The 20,461-nt window shown below is 67.7% G+C and carries 19 protein-coding genes and 1 tRNA gene; 11 read left to right on the top strand and 9 right to left on the bottom strand.

The features are described 5' to 3' along the window. Positions 1–49: 49 nt before the first annotated feature. From ACIP5T_RS15700 to groL, 4 genes are all read left to right on the top strand, one after another. A complete protein-coding gene (locus ACIP5T_RS15700; RefSeq protein WP_400865445.1) occupies positions 50–1,042 on the top strand; it encodes a DUF2332 family protein in 993 nt (330 codons plus the stop codon). A gap of 9 nt (positions 1,043–1,051) precedes the next feature. Then, on the top strand, positions 1,052–1,309 hold the full coding sequence (locus ACIP5T_RS15695; RefSeq protein ID WP_400865443.1) for a DUF3263 domain-containing protein: 258 nt from the start codon (positions 1,052–1,054) through the stop codon (positions 1,307–1,309). Between the two features lie 68 nt (positions 1,310–1,377). Next, positions 1,378–1,956 (top strand): LytR C-terminal domain-containing protein, encoded by a 579-nt coding sequence (locus ACIP5T_RS15690; RefSeq protein ID WP_400865440.1) that lies wholly within the window; start codon positions 1,378–1,380, stop codon positions 1,954–1,956. Positions 1,957–2,078: 122 nt separating this feature from the next. Further along, entirely contained in the window at positions 2,079–3,698 is a 1,620-nt protein-coding gene (gene groL / locus ACIP5T_RS15685) for a chaperonin GroEL (RefSeq protein ID WP_042539806.1), read from the top strand. Between the two features lie 74 nt (positions 3,699–3,772). Here groL and ACIP5T_RS15680 read toward each other — a convergent pair whose 3' ends face one another. The 6 genes from ACIP5T_RS15680 to ACIP5T_RS15655 all read right to left on the bottom strand — a co-directional run bounded on the left by ACIP5T_RS15680 (position 3,773) and on the right by ACIP5T_RS15655 (position 10,403). Continuing rightward, entirely contained in the window at positions 3,773–4,060 is a 288-nt protein-coding gene (locus ACIP5T_RS15680; RefSeq protein ID WP_400865437.1) for a WXG100 family type VII secretion target, read from the bottom strand. 148 nt (positions 4,061–4,208) lie between these two features. Further along, positions 4,209–5,906 (bottom strand): sensor histidine kinase, encoded by a 1,698-nt coding sequence (locus ACIP5T_RS15675; RefSeq protein WP_400865434.1) that lies wholly within the window; start codon positions 5,904–5,906, stop codon positions 4,209–4,211. 56 nt (positions 5,907–5,962) lie between these two features. After that, positions 5,963–6,649: a response regulator transcription factor gene (locus ACIP5T_RS15670; RefSeq protein WP_042539813.1), complete on the bottom strand. Its 687-nt coding sequence runs from the start codon at positions 6,647–6,649 to the stop codon at positions 5,963–5,965. A 100-nt stretch (positions 6,650–6,749) separates the two neighbouring features. After that, a complete protein-coding gene (locus ACIP5T_RS15665) occupies positions 6,750–8,390 on the bottom strand; it encodes a DNA repair helicase XPB (RefSeq protein WP_400865431.1) in 1,641 nt (546 codons plus the stop codon). 11 nt (positions 8,391–8,401) lie between these two features. Then, on the bottom strand, positions 8,402–10,117 hold the full coding sequence (locus ACIP5T_RS15660) for a helicase-associated domain-containing protein (RefSeq protein WP_400865428.1): 1,716 nt from the start codon (positions 10,115–10,117) through the stop codon (positions 8,402–8,404). 10 nt (positions 10,118–10,127) lie between these two features. Further along, complete coding sequence (locus ACIP5T_RS15655) at positions 10,128–10,403, bottom strand: multidrug ABC transporter ATPase (protein ID WP_400865425.1); 276 nt, start codon at positions 10,401–10,403, stop codon at positions 10,128–10,130. 139 nt (positions 10,404–10,542) lie between these two features. Here ACIP5T_RS15655 and ACIP5T_RS15650 point away from each other — a divergent pair, with 139 nt between their 5' ends. Both ACIP5T_RS15650 and ACIP5T_RS15645 read left to right on the top strand, forming a co-directional pair. Continuing rightward, entirely contained in the window at positions 10,543–10,923 is a 381-nt protein-coding gene (locus ACIP5T_RS15650) for a cold-shock protein (RefSeq protein WP_400865422.1), read from the top strand. Continuing rightward, positions 10,907–11,602 carry a DUF3027 domain-containing protein gene (locus ACIP5T_RS15645; RefSeq protein WP_400865419.1) on the top strand — a complete coding sequence of 232 codons (696 nt, stop codon included), beginning with the start codon at positions 10,907–10,909 and terminating at the stop codon, positions 11,600–11,602. Before ACIP5T_RS15650 ends, ACIP5T_RS15645 begins: the two co-directional genes overlap by 17 nt. 70 nt (positions 11,603–11,672) lie before the next feature. Here ACIP5T_RS15645 and serC read toward each other — a convergent pair whose 3' ends face one another. Then, on the bottom strand, positions 11,673–12,785 hold the full coding sequence (gene serC / locus ACIP5T_RS15640) for a phosphoserine transaminase (protein ID WP_400865416.1): 1,113 nt from the start codon (positions 12,783–12,785) through the stop codon (positions 11,673–11,675). Positions 12,786–12,884: 99 nt separating this feature from the next. Here serC and ACIP5T_RS15635 point away from each other — a divergent pair, with 99 nt between their 5' ends. The 4 genes from ACIP5T_RS15635 to ACIP5T_RS15620 all read left to right on the top strand — a co-directional run bounded on the left by ACIP5T_RS15635 (position 12,885) and on the right by ACIP5T_RS15620 (position 15,613). Then, positions 12,885–13,586 carry a metal-dependent transcriptional regulator gene (locus tag ACIP5T_RS15635; RefSeq protein WP_290159458.1) on the top strand — a complete coding sequence of 234 codons (702 nt, stop codon included), beginning with the start codon at positions 12,885–12,887 and terminating at the stop codon, positions 13,584–13,586. Positions 13,587–13,875: 289 nt separating this feature from the next. After that, positions 13,876–14,670: a M23 family metallopeptidase gene (locus tag ACIP5T_RS15630; protein WP_400865413.1), complete on the top strand. Its 795-nt coding sequence runs from the start codon at positions 13,876–13,878 to the stop codon at positions 14,668–14,670. 330 nt (positions 14,671–15,000) lie between these two features. Further along, positions 15,001–15,498, top strand: coding sequence for an HNH endonuclease (locus tag ACIP5T_RS15625; protein WP_400865410.1), 498 nt, complete (start codon positions 15,001–15,003; stop codon positions 15,496–15,498). A gap of 41 nt (positions 15,499–15,539) precedes the next feature. Then, positions 15,540–15,613, top strand: a tRNA-Arg gene (locus tag ACIP5T_RS15620). Here the strand turns inward: ACIP5T_RS15620 and ACIP5T_RS15615 are convergent. Then, positions 15,575–17,287: a 2-isopropylmalate synthase gene (locus ACIP5T_RS15615; RefSeq protein WP_400866986.1), complete on the bottom strand. Its 1,713-nt coding sequence runs from the start codon at positions 17,285–17,287 to the stop codon at positions 15,575–15,577. The genes ACIP5T_RS15620 and ACIP5T_RS15615 overlap by 39 nt on opposite strands. A gap of 256 nt (positions 17,288–17,543) precedes the next feature. Here ACIP5T_RS15615 and ACIP5T_RS15610 point away from each other — a divergent pair, with 256 nt between their 5' ends. Continuing rightward, positions 17,544–18,212 (top strand): FadR/GntR family transcriptional regulator, encoded by a 669-nt coding sequence (locus tag ACIP5T_RS15610; protein ID WP_400865407.1) that lies wholly within the window; start codon positions 17,544–17,546, stop codon positions 18,210–18,212. 16 nt (positions 18,213–18,228) lie between these two features. Here ACIP5T_RS15610 and ACIP5T_RS15605 read toward each other — a convergent pair whose 3' ends face one another. Further along, positions 18,229–20,415: an MMPL family transporter gene (locus tag ACIP5T_RS15605; RefSeq protein ID WP_400865405.1), complete on the bottom strand. Its 2,187-nt coding sequence runs from the start codon at positions 20,413–20,415 to the stop codon at positions 18,229–18,231. Positions 20,416–20,461 lie beyond the last annotated feature (46 nt).

Below are 20,461 nucleotides of genomic sequence, written 5' to 3'. Positions count from 1 at the left end.
TCCATTCTCTCGCGTTCAGAGGTGCTCGGCGTCGCGAGACAATGGATGCATGACGGATGCCGTGCGACTGCGCTACCGGCGCTTCGCCGACGACGAGGCGCCGGGGCGCAGCGACCTGTACGCCGAGTGGGCGTCCGGTGTGGCGGAAGACCCCGAGATGCAGCGGGTGCTTGCTCGGATTCCGGAGAATCGCAGGCAGCCCCCGCTCGTGTTCGCCGTGACGCGGATGCTGGGCGTGGGACTCGCTCGCTACGACGGGTGGCGTGCGTTCGTGCTCTCCCGGGCCGACGAGATCGTGAGGGAATGCGGCGATCGGCGTCTGCAGACCAATGAGCCGCTCCGACTCGCCCCGCTGCTGCCGGTGCTGTCCGAGATCGACGGACCGATCGCCCTGCTCGAGGTGGGAGCCTCCGCCGGTCTGTGTCTCTACCCGGACCGCTACTCCTATCGCTTCGTCGGAACCGACGGCGCGGTGCGCGCGTCACTCGATCCGACGGACGGGCCGAGTCCCGTCGTGCTGCAGAGCAGAGTCGACGGACCGCTTCCCGCGATGAGGATGCCGACCGTCGTCTGGCGCGCCGGCATCGATCTCGCGCCGCTCGACGCGCGAGACGATCTCGACCGGCGCTGGCTCCAGGGACTCGTCTGGCCGGGGGAGGAGGGGCGCGAGCAGCGGGTGAGAGCGGCGCTCGACGTCGTGGCAGCCGATCCGCCCCGACTCGTACCAGGCGACGCCCTCGAGAGGATCGACGCACTCGCCGCCGAAGCGCCGCGGGACGCCACCCTCGTGATCACGACGCCCGGCGTGCTCGTGCACATCCCTCGGGAGAGTCGCACGGCGCTCATCGAGCACATCAGAGGTCTCGATGCCCGCTGGGTGACCATCGATCCTCCGTCGCTGCTGGACGTATGGCAGCCGCCTGTGGCCGCCGAGGCGTGGCCCGGCTTCGTCGTCGCGCTCGACGGCGACGTGCGAGCGGCTGCCGACCCGCTCGGCAGATGGTGGGAGTGGCGCACCGGAGTCGGCGCTGCCGCGCCCTAATCTGGTCACATGCTGGGAGATCTGAGCGAGCGGGATCGCGCCATCCTCGCGCTCGAAACCGCATGGCCGCGGCACGGTGGTGCGAAAGAAGAGGTCATCCGTGCCCAACTGGGCATGAGTGCGGCCCGCTACTACCAGCTGCTCGGTCGCCTGATCGAGTCCGAGGCGGCGCTGGAATACGACCCGATGCTCGTGAGACGGCTGCGTCGCCTCCGTGACGCGCGGTCCTTCCAGCGTGCCGCACGCACGCCCGGCTTCGTGGGCTGAGGACCGTCGCGTTCCGCATCGGCGCCGCTCGATGCGGATACACGGGTCGGTGCCATTAGCATCGAGGAGTGTCAAAGCTCAGCCGAGATCGATTCGACGACGTCCCCCGATCGTCCGGACGCGTCGGAGCGCATCGCGCCGAAGCCCCGGGGATGAACGGCTGGGTGGTCCTTCTCTGGTCGTTCGTGGCCGCGCTCGTGCTCATCATCGGGGGCATCTTCGGCTCGCTCGTGGTGATGGGGCGCATCAGCCTCTTCCCGGAGGCCGTGCCCACAGCGAGCCCGGCGCCCGTCGAGACCGGGGTCGTCGACGTCACCTACTCGGTGATGATCCTCAACGCCTCGCCGGACGAGGGCCTGGACGAGCAGATGCGGGACCTGCTCATCAACAACGGCTGGGCCGCCGATGTCGTGTTCGCGAGCGACAGCGCGAGCCAGGACTTCTCGACGACGACCGTCTATTACGTCGCCGAAGAGGATGAGCTCGCCGCCCTCGGCCTCGCGAACCTGATCGGCGGCGCCGAGGTCGAGCAGAGCGACTTCTACTCGGATCTGAACGACACGGGAGCGAAGCAGCTCACGGTCGTCATCGGACTCGATCGCGCGACGACCGCGCCTGAGACGCCCGCAGACACCCCTGCCCCGTAGACCGCCGCGCGGTCCGTCCGCGCAGCTTGCACTCGATGGGGTCGAGTGCCAGAATGGCGTTAGCACTCTCTCACTCTGAGTGCTAAACCCAACGTCTACGTCCAGGAGGGACGAAAAAACTCATGGCAAAGATCATTGCTTTCGATGAGGAGGCCCGACGCGGCCTCGAGCGCGGCCTCAACATCCTCGCCGACGCTGTCAAGGTGACCCTCGGCCCGCGCGGCCGCAACGTCGTGCTGGAGAAGAAGTGGGGCGCCCCCACGATCACGAACGACGGTGTCTCCATCGCCAAGGAGATCGAGCTCGACGACCCGTACGAGAAGATCGGCGCGGAGCTCGTCAAGGAGGTCGCCAAGAAGACCGACGACGTCGCAGGTGACGGAACCACCACCGCCACGGTGCTCGCTCAGGCTCTGGTCCGCGAAGGCCTGCGCAACGTCGCAGCCGGCGCCGACCCGATCTCGCTCAAGCGCGGCATCGAGAAGGCCGTCGCGGCCATCACCGAAGAGCTCCTCGCCAGCGCGAAGGAGATCGACTCCAAGGAGCAGATCGCCGCGACCGCGTCGATCTCCGCTGCTGACCCCGCCATCGGCGAGCTCATCGCCGAGGCGATCGACAAGGTCGGCAAGGAAGGCGTCGTCACCGTCGAGGAGTCGCAGACCTTCGGCACCGAGCTCGAGCTCACCGAGGGCATGCGCTTCGACAAGGGCTACCTGAACCCGTACTTCGTGACGGACCCGGAGCGCCAGGAGGCCGTCTTCGAAGACGCGTACATCCTCATCGCGAACCAGAAGATCTCGAACATCAAGGACCTTCTGCCCATCGTCGACAAGGTGATCCAGGACGGCAAGGAGCTCGTCATCATCGCCGAGGACGTCGAGGGCGAGGCTCTCGCCACTCTCGTGCTCAACAAGCTCAAGGGCATCTTCAAGTCGGTCGCCGTCAAGGCTCCCGGCTTCGGCGACCGTCGCAAGGCGCAGCTGCAGGACATCGCGATCCTCACCGGTGGTCAGGTCATCACCGAAGAGGTCGGCCTGAAGCTCGAGAACGCCACGCTCGACCTGCTGGGTCGTGCTCGCAAGGTGATCGTCACCAAGGACGAGACCACGATCGTCGAGGGTGCCGGTGAGGCAGACCAGATCGAGGGTCGCGTCACGCAGATCCGTCGCGAGATCGAGAACACGGACAGCGACTACGACCGCGAGAAGCTGCAGGAGCGCCTTGCCAAGCTCGCCGGTGGCGTCGCCGTCATCAAGGCGGGAGCTGCAACCGAGGTCGAGCTCAAGGAGCGCAAGCACCGCATCGAGGATGCTGTTCGCAACGCGAAGGCAGCCGTCGAAGAGGGCATCGTCCCCGGCGGTGGCGTCGCGCTGATCCAGTCGGGCACCAAGGCTCTCGACGCTCTCTCGCTCACGGGCGACGAGGCGACCGGTGCGAACATCGTTCGCGTCGCGATCGAGGCTCCGCTCAAGCAGATCGCTCTCAACGCCGGTCTCGAGCCGGGTGTCGTCGCGAACAAGGTCTCCGAGCTTCCCTCGGGTCAGGGCCTCAACGCGGCAACGGGTGAGTACGTCGACATGTTCGCCGCAGGCATCATCGACCCGGCGAAGGTGACCCGCTCGGCTCTGCAGAACGCAGCGTCGATCGCGGCTCTCTTCCTCACCACCGAGGTCGTCGTGGCTGACAAGCCCGAGAAGGCTGCTGCCCCGATGGGCGACCCGTCGGGTGGCATGGACTTCTGATCCACCTGCACTGACAGAAACGCCCCGACCTAGGTCGGGGCGTTTCTGCGTTCACGGGTGATCCGACCCGAGGATCAGCGGAACAGACTCGCCGAGTACTGATCAGCGTCCGCATACTGCGTCGCCGCGCTGCCCAGTGAGTGCCCGATCGACTCGAGAACCTGCTCGACGTGCAGCTGTGCCCCACGCCACTCCTCGGCACATGACTGGAATGCGGCTGACGCGGTGCCGACCCACGATGACTGCAGCTGGGTGAGCTGAGACATGAGCGTCGCAGACTCGGTCTGCAGACGCTCCATTGTGGCCAGCGCGGCGCCTTGGGCGGCACCTACGGCTTCGGTGTCGACGGTGATGACGGACATGGGAACTCCTCTCGATTGGTGCTCTGACCATAGGGGAGAGGAGTTCACCGGATGAGGGTGAGTGGGGACGCCCCGACGCCCGCTGTGGAGAACCTGCGTCGGCGTGCCGCCGTGCAGGAGCGCCGTACCGGAGCCTCAGGAGGAGCGGTCAGAGGTCCAGCCGCTCGAGCGGCTGGGTGTCCTCGAGGAGGTGAGCGGGTGTCGCGCGCGAGGGAGCGAGGGGCAGGGTGACGGTGAAGGTGGCTCCCCCCCCCGGCGTCTCAGACACCGCCACGCTTCCGTGCAGCGCCTTCACGATCGATGAGACGATCGCGAGCCCGAGCCCCGACCCGCCGGTCTCGCGTGCCCGGGAGGTGTCGGCACGCCAGAAGCGCTCGAAGATCTGCTCGCGGATCTGGGGCGGGATTCCCTCGCCGTGATCGACGATCGCGATGCTCGCCGTTCCCCGCACGCGATCCGCGTCGACGACGATCTCGATCGGGCTCTCCTCGGGTGAGAAGCGTCGCGCGTTGCCCAACAGGTTGGTGACCACCTGACGCACCTTGTTCTCTTCGCCGAGCACGATCGGAGGGGTGCGAACGGGGATGTCCGCGGCTTCGGTGAAATCGATCGCGGGCACGTCTGTCGCGGAGCTGCGCGAGCGTCGCCGCAGACGCGCGAGCGTCCCGCGTGAGAGTCCACGCGGAGCGGGAGTCTCGGGCGCGGCGGGGATGACAGGCGTCGACCGGGTGGTGACGTCGATCAGCGGGGCTTCGACCGTCCGGTCGACGACGGTGACGGTGCGCGCCGGAGCCGCGGCCCGTAGGTCGAGGGCGGCGTCGCGCGCGATGGGCCTGAGGTCGAGCGCCTCGATCTCAGGTTCACGCTCTTCATCGAGACGCGCGAGCGCAAGAAGGTCTTCGACGAGCACGCCCATGCGGATCGCCTCCTTCTCGATGCGCTCCATGGCGCGGGCGGTGTCTTCCTCGCCCTTGATCGCCCCCATCCGGTAGAGCTCGGCGTACCCGCGCACGCTCACCAGGGGCGTGCGCAGTTCGTGGCTGGCGTCGCCGATGAAGCGCCGCATGTGCTGCACGGTGCGGTCCCGCTGCGCGAGCGAGCCGTCGACCCGATCGAGCATCGTGTTGATCGCGCTGTTCAGGCGTCCGACCTCGGTCGTCGGCTCGAGATCGGTGAGACGCTGCGTGAAGTCTCCTGCGGCGATCGACATGGCCGTGGACTCGACCTGCCCGAGGCGTCTGAACGTCAGCGTCACGAGCCCGCGGGTGAGCAGAGCAGCCAGGAAGATGGTGACGAAGGCGACGGTGATGTAGATGCCGAAGTACTGACTGATGATTCGGTCTGCGTATTCGAGCGGCATCGCGACGATCTGGATCCGCAGCGATCCGTCGCCTTCGCCGGGCACTCGCGCCACGGCCGCACGGAAGCTCGATCCCTCGGTGCCTTCCATCGTGAACGGAGTGTCCTCGTTCGCCTGCACGTCGAGAGGCGAGTAAGTGGCGGGGAAGAGCGGCTTCCCGTTCGCGGAGTTCCCGGTGGTCGTCTGCAGCACGCCCTCGGCGTCGTAGATGGCGACGAAGAAGTCCCTGGGCGAGTCCGTCGGCGTGTAGACGGCCTGGCCGTCTTCGACGGTCACGTCGAAATAGCGATCCGCGAGATCAGCCGACACCAGCGCAGGCAGCTGCTGGTCGATGTTGACGATCAGCGAGTTGCGCAGGATGGGGACGGTGCCGAGACCGGCGGCCAGCAGCCCCAGTGCAAGCACGGCGACGGTCACACCGGTGACCTTCGCGCGAAGGCTGATGGACCGCCACCAGCGGGTGATCGCGTCAGGCTTGTGCGCCATGCGGACCTCCCTGGAGACGGATGCTGTGCGGCGTCAGCGTGCGGCGGTGAGCCGGACTACTTGCCGACCTTGAGCATGTATCCGAAACCGCGCTTCGTCTGGATCACCGATTCCTCGGTGTGCGGGTCGATCTTGCGACGGAGGTACGAGATGTAGCTCTCGACGATGCCGGCATCCCCGTTGAAGTCGTACTCCCACACGTGGTCGAGGATCTGCGCCTTCGACAGCACCCGATTGGGGTTGAGCATCAGATAGCGCAGCAGCTTGAACTCGGTCGGGCTGAGCTCGATCGACTCCTTGCCCACGTGCACGTCGTGGGTGTCCTGATCCATCGACAGCTCGCCGGCGCGGATGATCGACTCCTCATCGGCCTGCATGGTGCGGCGCAGGATCGCCTGCGCGCGGGCGACGATCTCATCGAGGCTGAACGGCTTGGTGACGTAATCGTCGCCGCCGGCGTTGAGTCCCTCGATCTTGTCGTCGGTGCCGTCCTTCGCGGTCAGGAACAGGATCGGCGCGGTGAAGCCGGCGCCGCGAAGACGCTTGGTCACGCTGAAGCCGTTCATGTCCGGAAGCATGACGTCGAGGATGATGAGGTCCGGCTCCTCCTCGAGCACCGCCGAGATGGTGGCGGCGCCATTGGCCACCGTCTTCACCTGGAACCCGGCGAAGCTGAGACCCGTTGAGAGCAGGTCGCGGATGTTGGGTTCGTCGTCGACGACCAGGATGCGCGCATCAGTCATGTCCCCATTATGGTGACTTCGGCCATGCGGATGCTGATTATCCGTCGGAGCGGCGCTTTCGCCCTCCGCGTAGCGGGGCTGCGTGGAGGGTCGGAGGCGGTCAGGCCGCGATCGCGTCGGCGTCCATGATCGTGTAGCTGTATCCCTGTTCGGCGAGGAACCGCTGACGATTCTGCGCGTAATCCTGGTCGATCGTGTCGCGCGCGACCAGCGTGTAGAAGCTCGCGGTACGACCGGACTGCTTGGGGCGCAGCAGCCTGCCGAGGCGCTGGGCCTCCTCCTGTCGGGAGCCGAACGAGCCGGACACCTGGATGGCGACGGATGCCTCGGGGAGATCGATCGAGAAGTTCGCGACCTTCGACACCACGAGCAGCGAGATCTCTCCCTCGCGGAACGCGCGGTAGAGCTCTTCGCGCTCGTCGATCGGCGTGGCGCCCGTGATCTGCGGCGCGTTCAACGACTGCGAGAGGGAGTCGAGCTGGTCGAGGTACTGGCCGATCACGAGGATCCGCTCGTCCTTGTGCTTCTCGATGAGCTCTCGGACAGCCGCGATCTTCGCGGGTGCGGATGCGGCGAGGCGGTAGCGCTCATCGTCTGTCGCGGCGGCGTACTCGAGCCGATCGTCCGGCGGCAGGTCGACCCGCACCTCGTAGCAGACGGCGGGGGAGATGAACCCCTGAGCCTCGATCTGCTTCCACGGAGCGTCGAAGCGCTTGGGGCCGATCAGGCTGAACACGTCGCCCTCCCGGCCGTCTTCGCGGACGAGCGTGGCGGTGAGGCCGATCCGGCGTCGAGCTTGGAGGTCGGCGGTCAGCTTGAAGACGGGCGCGGGGAGCAGATGCACCTCGTCGTAGACGATGAGGCCCCAGTCGAGGGCGTCCAGCAGAGCGAGGTGGGCGTACTCGCCCTTCCGCTTCGCCGTGAGGATCTGGTAGGTCGCGATGGTGACCGGCTTGACCTCCTTGGCCTGACCGGAGTACTCGCCGATCTCCTCGGGAGTGAGGCTCGTGCGCTTGAGCAGCTCGTCGCGCCACTGTCGGGCCGAGACCGTGTTGGTCACCAGGATCAGGGTGGTCGTCTTGGTCGCGGCCATGGCGGCGGCGCCGACGATCGTCTTTCCCGCGCCGCACGGCAGCACCACGACGCCGGAGCCGTCCTTCGAGAATGCGTCGACCGCATCCTGCTGGTACGGGCGGATCTGCCAGCCGTCCTCGGCGAGCTCGATCTCGTGGGGAGTTCCGGGGGTGTACCCGGCGAGGTCCTCGGCCGGCCAGCCGATCTTCAGCAGCTCCTGCTTGATCTGGCCCCGCGCCCATGCGTCGACCACGAAGGTGTCCGGAGCCGGGTGTCCGATCAGCAGCGGCTGGATGCGCTTGTTGTTCGCGACCTGGGCGAGCACGGCGGGGTCGGTCGACCGCAGGATCAGCGTTCCCTCGTCGTCACGCTCGATCACGAGGCGGCCGTATCGGTTCACGGTCTCGCGCAGGTCGACGGCGACCGAGGGAGGCACGGGGAAGCGCGACCAGCGGTCGAGCGTCTCGAGCATGTCCTCGGCGGTGTGCCCGGCGGCCCGCGCGTTCCACAGTCCGAGCCGCGTGATCCGGTAGGTATGGATGTGCTCAGGAGCGCGCTCGAGCTCGGCGAAGATCGCCAGTTCGTGGCGGGCGCTCTCAGCGTCGGAGTGGGCGACTTCAAGCAGCACTGTGCGATCGCTCTGGACGATCAGGGGTCCATCAGACATAGCTGTCCAGTTTACTGGGGTATCACGACGGCGGCGCGGATGCTCGACACCGGAAGCGTGCGTTCGACATCTGCCGCGCGATCCCGACCGCGGAGGCGCCCTCCGCCGAGCCCGGTGGCCTCGAGGATCAGCTCTCTCGTGGAGCCGTCCGGCATGCCGACGCTCACGCGGAGCACCGCCTTCGCCCGCACGGCGGCCTCGAGCTCGCGGTCGAGCCAGGCGGCATCCGCATCCGGCCCCTGATGCGAACGCATCGCGGAGATGAGTGACGAATAGTCGGGCGAGGGGTCGGGTGTCGCGTCGGCGATCGGATTCCGCTCACCGGCGATCGGGCGTCCGTCATCGTCGACGAGCGTCGCGGGGTACCGAGCGTCTGTCAGCGCCCAGTACACGGTGTCACGCCCCACGCGTGTCGTCAGAGAGGCGACGTGTTTCGTGAGGGCGAGCGGGCGCAGTCCCTGGTCGACGGCCATCGCCTCGATCAGATGCTGGTCGCTGCTCTCGATGCGCGTCCGCCCGGTCTCGGGGTCGGTCGACACCCGGACCAGTCCGTGCCGCTGCGCGGTCTGAGTGACGAGGTAGCGGAGCGGCTGAGGGATGCCGGTGAGCGAGAGCGCTTCGAGGAACTCGAGGATCGACTGTTCGGTCTCACCGGCGACGAGCGCGTGGGCGACCGATTCGGGGGTGAAGCGATAGGTGGAGGCCTGCGCCGCCGACTCTCTCGCGGCGATCGTGCGCAGCCGCACGTCGAGCCCGGGGGCGAGCGGGCCGGGCGAGATGGCGCTCAGATCATTCTGGAGGAAGATGCGATCGACCTCGTTCGGAAGCAGCGCGATGAGGGCGGCGGCGTCGACGGCCCCGCCTCGGCGGATCGATGCCGCCCATGCGGTTTCGCTGCCGCCGTCGGCGATCAGCCCGAGCAGGCGGGCGCGCTCGAGCAATGCGGCGCTGCGATCGGCCCAGGAAGGGTCCCACGGGTGCGCTTGCGCCCAGGTCGTCATGGGAAGCCACCCGCCGTCCGACGCGCGCACCCCGCGGGGCAGGGCGTCGCGGAATCCCTCCACGAGCGCGCTCCACCGATCGGCCACAGAGGATCGCAGCCACTCCTCGGTCCGCGGCGTGGTGCGCAGCCTGCGAGCGTCGGGTGCGACGAGGCCCGAGTCGATCGCGCTGGCGATCAGAGCGTCGATCGACTCGGCGGAGACGCCCGATTCGCTGAGCTGCCGCTTCTCTCCCGCACTGACGTTGCCGCCGGCGAGCAGCGTGAAGGGCTTCTCCCGCGCGAGGAGCAGCAGATCGGCGAGCGCGGAGACCGTGGTGAAGGCCCGTTCGGCCGCATGAGCGGTCTCGGAATCGGTCGCGGGCGTCGGCGCCGAGACGCTGAGCGGAGTCGGCTCGGGGCGATCTGCGATGGCGGAGACGACCGGCGGGAAGGGCGTGCCGTCGGGGCGCAGCAGGGCGAGGCCCTCGAGCGTCCCGCGATGCCCGGAAGCGGCCGGGGCTGTGGTCGGGGCGGTCGCGGCCGCGAGGAGCGCAGCGGCCTCGCCATGCGTCAGCGTGGGCAGGACCCGCGCGATCGACGCCGGATCGAGGAGAGCCTCGGCGGCGTCGAAGAAATCCTGCCAGCTGGCATCGGTGCGCACGCGTCGTGCCGAGAACAGGGAGGTGAGCTGCTCGTCGCTCGCCGCAGAGAGCCATTCGGCCAGCGGTCGGGCGTGCGTGCTCATGCCGGATACCTCAGGGCCGCGATGCCGCGCGCCCCTTGCGGATGAAGCTCATGGCGAGGAGCACGATGATCATGACGAACGCGGCCGGAAGCCCCCAGTACGGGATCGCCGCGATGAACGGCCAGGCTCCGGCGCCGAAGTCCTCCTGCTGCATGCCGACTGCGGTGCCGATGATGATGGCGAAGAAGCAGATGATGGACGCCGCGGCGAGTCCGAGTGCCGTGAACGCCAGGATGCGATCGATGCGGCGAACGGGAACCTCAGGTTCGGGACTCTTGGTGCTCATCCGTCTCAGCCTAGTCGTTGCGGGGTCTGACGGTTCCGCATCGTGACCTACGGATTCCCTGCCCCGCGACCGGTAGGCTGGGGGTGGTCGCACACGTGCGTCCGATCCAGCTCCACACCGACTCAGCGAGGTTTCTCCCATGCCCACCGGCAAGGTCAGGTTCTACGACGAAGACAAGGGTTTCGGCTTCATCGCCAGCGATGACGGCCAAGACGTCTTCCTGCACGCTTCTGCCATGCCCGCGGGCGCGGCCGTCAAGGCGGGCGCACGTGTGGAGTTCGGTGTCGCCGACGGCAAGCGCGGCCTCCAGGCGCTGTCCGTCCGGGTGCTCGAAGCCCCGCCGAGCCTCGCGAAGGCGAAGCGCAAGCCCGCAGATGACATGGCGATCATCGTCGAGGATCTCGTGAAGCTCCTCGACGGGATGGGCGGCGATCTGCGACGCGGCCGGTATCCCTCGTCGGCTCAAGGCCGCAAGATCGCGGCAGTTCTGCGCAAGGTAGCCGATGACCTCGAAGCCTGAGGTGGACCAGCGTCTGATCGACGCTCACGATCTCGCGCTCGCCGCGCTGCACGAGATCACCCCGCCGTCGACCGTCGGACCCGCCGCCGATTACATCCCGGAGGAAGGTGGCTCGGTGTCTCTGCGCTTCGAGAACCGACTTCCCGGCTATCCAGGCTGGTTCTGGACCGTCACGGTCGCGCGCGTCGACGATGCGGAGCCGACGGTGCTCGAGCTCGAGCTGCTGCCGGGTGACGGAGCTCTGCTCGCGCCCGAATGGGTGCCGTGGGCCGAGCGCCTGGCCGAGTATCGCGCGCACCAGGTGGAACTCGCGGAGCAGGCAGCCGCGGCCGCTGCGGACGGTGCGGATGCGGCCACGATCGACGCCGAGTCCGACGAAGATGTCGATGACATCGACGACGAAGACATCGACGACGATGACGACGACGACGATGACGACGACGACGATGACGAAGACGACGACGACCTCGATGACGACGAGCTCGCCGCCGAGCCGCGCGTGCTGCATGCGGGCGATCTCGACGGAGTCGACATCGACGAACTCGATGACTCCGCTGCGGACGACGACGACGACGACGAGGACGACGACTCGGACGACGAGGACGACGACTCGGACGACGAGGACGACGACTCGGACGACGACGACGACTCGGACGAGGACTCCGACGACGAGGAGTGACCGTCCTCGGGGACGGATCAGAAAAGGGGCCGCGTGTGAACGCGGCCCCTTTTCTCGTCGATGCCCGGCGTCAGGCGCCCTGCTGCTCGAGCACGTAGTCCAGAGCGCGAGTGAGCTGGCGGACGTCGTCCGGTTCGATCGACACGAAGGTCGCGACCCGCAGCTGATTGCGGCCGAGCTTGCGGTAGGGCTCGGTGTCGACGATGCCGTTGGCTCGGAGGGTCTTCGCGACGGCCGCCGCGTCGACGCCGGCGTCGAAGTCGATGGTCACGACGACGGGTGAGCGGTGAGCCGCATCCGTGACGAACGGTGTCGCCACGCGGGACGCCGATGCCCAGTCGTACAGGATCCCAGAGGATTCCGCAGTGCGGGCGCCGGCCCACGACAGGCCGCCGTTCGACAGGATCCAGCTCAGCTGGCTGTCGAGCAGGTGCAGGGTGGTCAGCGCCGGCGTGTTCAGAGTCTGGTTGAGTCGCGAATTGTCGACGGCGTTCTTCAGGCTGAGGAACTCCGGGATGTATCGATCGGAGGCCGCGATGCGCTCGATGCGGTCGACCGCGGCGGGGGACACGGCGGCGAACCAGAGGCCTCCATCCGAGCCGAGGTTCTTCTGAGGCGCGAAGTAGTAGACGTCCGCCTGGGCGGAGTCGAAGTCGATGCCGCCGGCAGCGCTGGTCGCATCGATGACGGTCAGAGCGCCGTCGGCCGTCACGCGTTCGATGGGGGCAGCGACACCTGTGGACGTCTCGTTGTGGGGCCAGGCGTAGACGTCGACCCCCTCGACGACCTCTGCGGCCGAGCGCGAACCCGGCTCGGACTTGCGCACATCGGGCGCCTCGAGCCACGGAGCTGCTGCAGCGGCGGCGAACTTGCCGCCGAACTCGCCGAATACGAGGTTCTGACTACGGCGCTCGATCAGGCCGAAGGCCGCGGCATCCCAGAACGCCGTCGAACCGCCGTTGCCGACGATGATCTCGTATCCCTCGGGAAGGCGGAACAGTGCAGCCAGCTGCTCGCGGACGCTGCCGACCAGGTTCTTGACCGGCGCCTGACGGTGCGAGGTGCCGAGCAGGGTCGGCGCCGCGGCGAGCAGCGCATCGAGCTGCTCGGTGCGCACCTTCGAGGGACCGCAGCCGAAGCGGCCGTCAGCGGGCAGGAGGTCACGGGGAATCTCGATCGCCATGCGTCGATTCTACGGCGTGAGCCACGGGCGCCCTCACCTCATGACGCCCTGATGTCCGTGCGGGAATGTAGGCTTGCCTAAGAAGACCCGGAGGCCCACATGACGGACTTGATCGACACCACGGAGATGTACCTCCGCACCATCCTCGAACTCGAGGAGGAGAACATCGTGCCGCTGCGTGCGCGAATCTCGGAGCGTCTCGGCCACTCGGGGCCGACGGTCTCCCAGACGGTGGGACGCATGGAGCGCGACGGTCTCGTCGTCGTGTCCGAGGACCGCACCCTCGAACTGACGGACGCTGGTCGCCGCAAGGCTGTCAACGTCATGCGCAAGCACCGGCTGGCCGAGCGGCTGCTGTCGGACGTGATCGGTCTCGACTGGGCGTATGTGCATGAAGAGGCCTGCCGCTGGGAGCACGTCATGAGCGAGCAGGTCGAGCGTCGACTCGTCGAGCTGCTGGGGCACCCGACCGAGTCTCCGTACGGCAACCCGATCCCCGGGCTCGACCAGCTGGGAGACACCCCGGCGCGCACCTTCGACGAGGGTGTCATCGGGCTGGTGCAGAAGCTGAACGCCGCAGGCGCTCCCATCGACGGCACCGTGCGCCGTCTCGCCGAGCCCGCTCAGGTCGACCCCGAACTGCTCGAGCAGCTTCGCGACGCGGGTGTCGTTCCGGGCGCGAAGGGCGACTATCGCTTCAACGAGGGGTACGTCCTCATCCAGATGGAGGGCAAGGAAGACGGCCTGGAACTCCCGGTCGAGCTCGCCTCGCATATCTTCCTGGTCGGCGAACCCGCCTGATCCTCGAGGCCGATCGCCCCGAGATCCGCGTGATTCCGCCTCTCCGAGGATTGCCAGGTTCGTGGGGTGACAGGATCGTTATCTTCCGGTAACCTCGGACAAGTCGTCGAAGAAGCCCGCTGATGACACCCGAGAGGACTCGCCTTCCAGGCTCGTCGACCTCTCGGTCAGACCGCACAACGTACCCGAGATACATTCGTGCCACGAGAGCAGAGTGCCGACGAGCCAGCGCTACCCGAGCGCGCAGGCGCTGGAGGATCAAGTTTTGGCCAAAGACATCGAATCGCCCGTGAAGACAACTGAAGATCGAACAGTCGCCCGCAGCTCACGCAGCAGGGTCGACGCCCGCAAGGTCGTCAAGCCCTTGCGTTCGATCGCCATCTTCGGGGCCGTCGGTGCTCTCGTCGCCGCTGTCGCTCTTCCCGCCTACGCCGCGACGAAGCCGGCCGAGGAGGCGACGACGCTCCAGCAGATGGCTGCCGTCGACGCCCAGTCCCTGGTCGTCGCCTCGGACGCCACAGCCGCCCCGCTCAGCCGCGGCACGTTCACCGCGACGACTCCGGGCGAGATCGAGAAGAAGAAGGCGGAAGAGGCCGCTGCGGCTCGCGCGGCCGCTGCCGCCGCCTCGATCGCCTCGACGTCGGGCACCAAGATCGACACCGGTCGCTACGCTCTGGTGTCGCCCGGCTCCGGCGAGGTGCGGTACCCGCTTCCGCAGGGGTCCTACAACGTCAGCCGCACGGTCGGCGGTGCCCACCAGGGCGCCGACATGCTGGCCCCGGCTGGAACCCCGATCTATGCAGCCGCCGCGGGCGTGGTGCGTGCCTCGGCAGAGAGCGTCGGCGGATACGGCGTCGCAGTCATGCTCGACAGCGTCGTCGGCGGTCAGCGTGTGCAGACCACCTACGGCCACATGATCTACGGCTCGCGCCAGGTCCAGGCCGGCCAGACCGTCGCCGCAGGCCAGCTGATCGGCTTCGTCGGCAGCACCGGGCGTTCGACGGCCAACCACCTGCACTTCGAGGTCTGGGTCAACGGCGGGCTCATGGAGCCGATCGCCTGGCTCGGTGCCAACGCGGGCTGATCGCGCGCCACCTTCCTCGCATCCTCGCGGACACGCCTCCGCGAGTTCACCCGCAGTTTCGCCTTCGGGTCCTCCCGATGGGTTAGCCTGAACCCGTTGTCGCACAGGCGGGAGAAGCTGATGGAGCGAATATCGAGCATCCGAACCATGGATGCCCTCGGTCGTCACGTCCTTCGGCATCGTCCGCAGGGACACCACGGCGTTGCCGTGCGTATGAGGCGCTGTCTGTAGACAGCGCCTTTTTTCATCCCTGCGAACGCCTCCGCTCCGTGCGGCTTCGTGTGAGTCGAGAGTGCCGGGAAGCCGTCCCGGCGGATCGAGAGGATGACGATGCGCACACTTGTACTGAACGCAGGATACGAACCGCTCGCGATCGTGTCGTTCAAGAGAGCCCTGGTCCTGGTCATGAATGACAAGGCGACGGTCATCGAACGTGTCGAGGACGACCCCGTCTGGGGCAGTCACGGCGTCTACGACCGCCCTGCCGTCATCGTCCTCTCGCGTTACGTGCGCATTCCCTCCAGCAGGCGGGTGCCGGTGACCAGGCGCGGAGTCCTGCGCCGCGACAACCACCGGTGCGGCTACTGCGGCAAGGCGGCGTCGACCATCGACCACGTGATGCCGCGCTCGCGGGGTGGAGCCGACTCGTGGGAGAACCTGGTCGCCTGCTGTCTGCGCTGCAACAACACCAAGAGCGACCGCACTCCGCAGGAGATGCGCTGGGAGCTGCGCTTCGCGCCGCGCCCTCCTCACGGCACCGCGTGGACCGTGCGGGGCACTGAACGGAGCGACCCGAGATGGGAGCCGTACCTCGCGCTGGCGGCGTGAGCGGATGGCGGGGGCGAGGGTGCCTCTAGAATGGAATCCTCGCCCCCGTAGCTCAGCAGGATAGAGCAGCCCTCTCCTAAAGGGCAGGTCGCTGGTTCGAATCCAGTCGAGGGCACACCTCAGTCGGGCTGCTCGATGCCGCGCGCATGACCGCCTCGAAGCTCGCGTCGAGCACCGAGTCTGCTCGCCCCGCCGTCCACGTCGTGCCGCGGGAATTGCGGTACTCGAGCAGAGTGAGAGCATCCGCGCTGCTCCCTTCGCCGATGCTCGTCTGATGGAGCGCGAGGATCTCGAGAGTGATCCCTGCGTGTGCGAGCGCGGAGACCAGTCCTGCGACCGGGCCTTCGTCGGTCGTCGTGTGCACGTGCAGGTCGTCGCCTTCCCTCAGGGTGATCGTCAGCCGCGAACCATCCATCCGATAGTGATCGAGTGCGAGTCGCTCCTCCACCGGCGACGAGAGGTACGTGCGCTCGAAAAGCGCCCAGAGGTCCGCGGGGGACACCTCGTCTCCGACTGCATCGGCGTGCGTCTGCACCGTGCGGGCGAAATCGATCTGCAGGCGTCGCGGGAGCTCCACTCCGAACTCGGTCTCGAGCAGGTAGGCGATGCCGCCCTTCCCTGATTGGGAGTTCACTCTGATGACGGCGTCGTAGCTCCGGCCGAGGTCTGCGGGATCGATCGGCAGATAGGGAACGAGCCACTTCTCGTCCCGGGGAGAGGAACCCGCTTCTTCGGCGCGGGTGCGGTGCTCCGCGAGCCCTTTGCGGATCGCATCCTGGTGTGTGCCGCTGAAGGCGGTGTGCACGAGATCGCCGACGTAGGGGTGACGGGGGTGCACCTCGATGCCGTTGCAGTACTCGACGGTGCGACGGATCTCGTCGATGTCTGAGAAGTCGATCATCGGATCGATGCCCTGCGCGTGCAGGTTGAGCGCGAGAGTCGCGATGTCGACGTTGCCGGTGCGCTCGCCGTTGCCGAACACGCATCCCTCGACGCGCTGCGCGCCCGCGAGCACGGCGAGCTCGGCGCAGGCGACACCGGTGCCGCGGTCGTTGTGCGGATGGACCGACAGGATCACTCCGTCTCGCCGGGCCAGATTCCGGTGCATGTACTCGATCTGGTCGGCGTAGACATTCGGCGTCGCGACCTCGACGGTCGCGGGCAGGTTGAGGATGACGGGACGCTCCGGGGTGGCATCCCAGAGTGCGGTCATGGCATCGCAGACGTCGAGCACGTAGTCCGGTTCGGTCAGGTTGAAGACCTCGGGCGAGAACTGGAGCCGGATGTCAGGACGATCTCCCGTCAGTTCGAGCACGTCCTTCCCTGCGCTCAGGATCAGGTCTGCGAGTTCCGCGCGGCCGCGTCCGAGCACGACATCGCGCCACGTGGGAGCGGTCGCCGTGTACACGTGGATGACGACGGGATTTCGCACTCCACGGACCGAGTCGATGGTCCGCTCGATCAGGTCTCGGCGGGCCGCCGTGAAGACGACGATCGTGACATCGTCCGGGGCGAGATCCGACGAGGCCAGCAGCCTGACGAAGTCGTAGTCGGTCTGCGACGCCGACGGGTACCCGACCTCGATCTCCTTGTAGCCCATCGCGACCAGCAGTTCGAAGAATCGACGTTTGCGCTGCGGGTCCATCGGCTCAGCGAGCGCTTGATTGCCGTCTCGCAGATCGACGGGAACCCACAGCGGGGCAGCGGTCAGCACTCGCGACGGCCACGCGCGGTCCGTGAGCGGGACAGTGACGCGGTCGAACACGGAGGCGTAGCGATGCGAAGGCATCTGGGATGCCCGCTGACGATTCCACGACGGCGATGCCTCGGGAACCGGGCCGACGGGTGTGGCGATGGTGGGGAATGACGTGGACACGAGTGCTCCTGTGGGCGGCGTCGAGAGGAGGGGACCGGCGGCGCTGACTGCTCCACGACGGGGAGCCGGTCGGCTACGTCCCGTCGTGGCGGAGAAGAAGGAGGAGATCGCGGGTCACGGCTTCACCGTACCAACTCCTCAGACAAGTTGACAAGTTAGGATGATCTGCATGGCGCAGATCCACCGCACTCCGCTCGCCGATCAGGCGGCCGACATCCTGTTGGGGCGCATCGGCGCCGGTGAGTGGCAGCTGGGGCACAAACTCCCTGGGGAGACGACGCTGGCCACTCAGCTCGGGGTCGGACGATCGACGGTCCGTGAGGCCATCCGCCAGCTGGCCGGTCGCGGCGTGCTCGCGACTCGTCAGGGGTCAGGGGTTTTCGTCACCGCACTCGAAGCGCCGGAGGACTGGGATGCGGTGCTCCGCCGTGCTGACATCATCGCGGTCATCGAAGCGCGCACGGCGATCGAGACGGAGGCGTCCGCTCTGGCCGCCGAGCGCCGAACGGCATCGGATCTGCGGCTCATCCGGCGAGCTCTCGACGGACGGAGAGCACACCCGCCCGGGGTGGAGGCCCACGTCGATGCGGACACCGCGTTCCACCGCACCATCGTCGCGGCCGCCCACAACCCGATCCTCCTGGAGCTGTTCGACGGATTCACGCCGCGGCTGCGTCAGGCGATGGTCGAGATGCTCCGGCTGCGCGTGGATGACGGCGGCCACGACGATGACGACCGCCACGCACGACTCGCCGACGCGATCGCGGCGCGGGATTCAGTCGCGGCGGCTTTCGAGAGCCGCAGTCACCTCGCTGACCTCGCGCGCGCTCTCTCCTGAGCCAGAGCCGGCGCGATCAGTCACGACCGCTCCGCCACAGCTTCGACGGCCACCAGATCACCCGGCCCAGGTCGTAGGCGAGAGCAGGCACGAGCAGCGAGCGCACCACGAACGTGTCGAGCAGCACGCCGAACGCGACGATGAACGCGAGCTGTGCCAGGAACAGGATCGGGATCACCGACAGGGCGGCGAAGGTCGCAGCGAGCACGAGACCGGCGGAGGTGATCACGCCTCCGGTGATCGAGAGCCCGCGAAGGACTCCCTCGCGCGTGCCGTGCTCGAGGGACTCCTCGCGCACTCTCGTCATCAGGAAGATGTTGTAGTCGATGCCGAGCGCGACCAGGAAGACGAACCCGTACAGCGGCACGGCGGGGTCGGCGCCGGGGAAGTCGAACACGCCGTTAAACATCAGCGCAGAGACGCCCATGGCCGTGCCGAACGACAGCACGGTGGTGATGATCAGAAGCACCGGTGCGAGGATCGACCGCAGCAGCAGCATGAGGATGAGCATGATCACCACGAGGACGACCGGGATGATCAGGTTGCGATCGTGGATCGAGGCATCGTTGGTGTCGATCGCGGTCGCGGTCACTCCTCCCACCAGCGCATCGATCTCGTTCAGCTCGCCGCGCAGATCCCGCACCGTGGCGGCAGCCGCATCCGAGTCGGCCGCGTCGGTCAGGGTGCCCTGGAGCAGGACCTCGCCGTCGACGACCGTGGGCTCGGGGACGGGGGTTCCCGGCGGCCCGACAGCGACGAGTCCGTCTTCGGTGACCGTCGCCGTCCCGCTCGGAGAATCGGCAGCCGTCACCGAGACGCCGTCGACGCCGTCGTCGGCGAGCAGCACGTCGGCGGCATCCTGCAGCCTGTCCTCTGCGACGACCACATACACGGGGCTGCCGGAACCGCCGGGGAAGTGCTCGCCGAGCGCGACCTGTCCGTCGCGTGCTTCGGAGGCGCCGAGCACGAGGTCGGACTGCGGCACGCCTGCGGCGTTGAGCTGCAGCACACCGGAGGCGCCGGCGAGCAGCACGAGGGTGGTGACGATCCAGATGACGCGCGGACGCTTGGTGATCAGGTGCGCGAGCCGAGCCCAGACCCCCGTCTTGCGCATGCCGTGCTCTTCGGCGACGACCTCGGGCTCGAACTTCGGGCGCCGTGGCCAGAACACCGCGCGGCCGAAGAGCAGCAGCAGCGCGGGAAGAAGCGTGAGCGCCGCGAGCATCGCGAACACGATTCCGATCGCGGCCACGGGCCCGAGCGTGCTGTTGGACTTGAGGTCGCTGAGCAGCAGGCACAGAAGACCGGCGATGACGGTGCCGCCCGAGGCGACGATCGGCTCGAACGACCCCTTCCACGCCGCGAGAACGGCTGTTCCCTTGTCGTGAGCGACGCGGAGTTCTTCACGGAACCGAGCCACGAACAGGAGGGCGTAGTCGGTGGCCGCTCCGATGACCAGGATGAACAGGATGCCCTGGGTCTGGCCGCTGAGCAGCAGCACCTCGAACTTGGCCAGCCACCAGACGACGAGCAGTGCCACGCAGAGCGCGAACAGGCTCGTCGAGAGCACGACGATGGGCAGCAGGAACGAGCGGTAGACGAGCACCAGGATGACGAGCACCGCGAGAAGGGCGACGCCCAGCAGCAGTCCGTCGATGCCGGCGAACCCGGCCACGAGATCGGCACTGAACCCTGCGGGCCCGGTGATGTAGACCGTGACGCCGTCGGGCGCGGCGTCCCGCAGCTGTGCACCGAGTGCGTCGATCGCATCGGCGAGCTCCGCGTCACCCTCGATGGGGATGAACGCCTGCACGGCCTTGCCGTCCTCCGAGGTCAGAGCGGGGGAGACGTCCTCGCTCACTCCCTCGACGGACGGCGCGTCGGCCACGGCATCCGAGATGGTCTGGATGTCCGACTCCGACAGCTCGTCATCGGCGACGAAGACGGCGATCGCCGGGATGGCGTCGCTGTCGTTGAACTCACCTAGCAGCTTCTGCACCTGAGTCGCATCAGCCGATTCGGGCAGGTAGCTCGTCTGATCGTTCGACGAGACCTCGTCGACCTTGCCGAACAGCGGACCGCCGAGACCCGCCCCGACCAGCCACACCAGGATGAGGGCGACGGGGATCAGGACGCGCGCCCAGGAGTGTCGCCGGGTGCGCACTCGGGTGGGTGGGACGGGCGCGTGCTCAGGGCTGGACATCAGGTTCCTCTCGGAAGGTGCAGGGGTGGGGATCAGCGGTGGTGGG

The sequence above is a fragment of the Microbacterium sp. NPDC088619 genome (genome assembly GCF_044752825.1).
Lineage (GTDB): Bacteria > Actinomycetota > Actinomycetes > Actinomycetales > Microbacteriaceae > Microbacterium.
Note: the sequence above shows the minus strand (reverse complement) of the source record. Positions and strands in the feature narration are given on the sequence as shown.

Bases quoted from the DNA above. Each gene is read 5' to 3' on its own strand.
- ACIP5T_RS15700 (WP_400865445.1), top strand. From the start codon at position 50: ATGACGGATGCCGTGCGACTGCGCTACCGGCGCTTCGCCGACGACGAG.
- ACIP5T_RS15695 (WP_400865443.1), top strand. From the start codon at position 1,052: ATGCTGGGAGATCTGAGCGAGCGGGATCGCGCCATCCTCGCGCTCGAA.
- groL (WP_042539806.1), top strand. From the start codon at position 2,079: ATGGCAAAGATCATTGCTTTCGATGAGGAGGCCCGACGCGGCCTCGAG.
- ACIP5T_RS15680 (WP_400865437.1), bottom strand. From the start codon at position 4,060: ATGTCCGTCATCACCGTCGACACCGAAGCCGTAGGTGCCGCCCAAGGC.
- ACIP5T_RS15675 (WP_400865434.1), bottom strand. From the start codon at position 5,906: ATGGCGCACAAGCCTGACGCGATCACCCGCTGGTGGCGGTCCATCAGC.
- ACIP5T_RS15670 (WP_042539813.1), bottom strand. From the start codon at position 6,649: ATGACTGATGCGCGCATCCTGGTCGTCGACGACGAACCCAACATCCGC.
- ACIP5T_RS15665 (WP_400865431.1), bottom strand. From the start codon at position 8,390: ATGTCTGATGGACCCCTGATCGTCCAGAGCGATCGCACAGTGCTGCTT.
- ACIP5T_RS15660 (WP_400865428.1), bottom strand. From the start codon at position 10,117: ATGAGCACGCACGCCCGACCGCTGGCCGAATGGCTCTCTGCGGCGAGC.
- ACIP5T_RS15655 (WP_400865425.1), bottom strand. From the start codon at position 10,403: ATGAGCACCAAGAGTCCCGAACCTGAGGTTCCCGTTCGCCGCATCGAT.
- ACIP5T_RS15650 (WP_400865422.1), top strand. From the start codon at position 10,543: ATGCCCACCGGCAAGGTCAGGTTCTACGACGAAGACAAGGGTTTCGGC.
- ACIP5T_RS15645 (WP_400865419.1), top strand. From the start codon at position 10,907: ATGACCTCGAAGCCTGAGGTGGACCAGCGTCTGATCGACGCTCACGAT.
- serC (WP_400865416.1), bottom strand. From the start codon at position 12,785: ATGGCGATCGAGATTCCCCGTGACCTCCTGCCCGCTGACGGCCGCTTC.
- ACIP5T_RS15635 (WP_290159458.1), top strand. From the start codon at position 12,885: ATGACGGACTTGATCGACACCACGGAGATGTACCTCCGCACCATCCTC.
- ACIP5T_RS15625 (WP_400865410.1), top strand. From the start codon at position 15,001: ATGCGCACACTTGTACTGAACGCAGGATACGAACCGCTCGCGATCGTG.
- ACIP5T_RS15615 (WP_400866986.1), bottom strand. From the start codon at position 17,287: ATGCCTTCGCATCGCTACGCCTCCGTGTTCGACCGCGTCACTGTCCCG.
- ACIP5T_RS15610 (WP_400865407.1), top strand. From the start codon at position 17,544: ATGGCGCAGATCCACCGCACTCCGCTCGCCGATCAGGCGGCCGACATC.
- ACIP5T_RS15605 (WP_400865405.1), bottom strand. From the start codon at position 20,415: ATGTCCAGCCCTGAGCACGCGCCCGTCCCACCCACCCGAGTGCGCACC.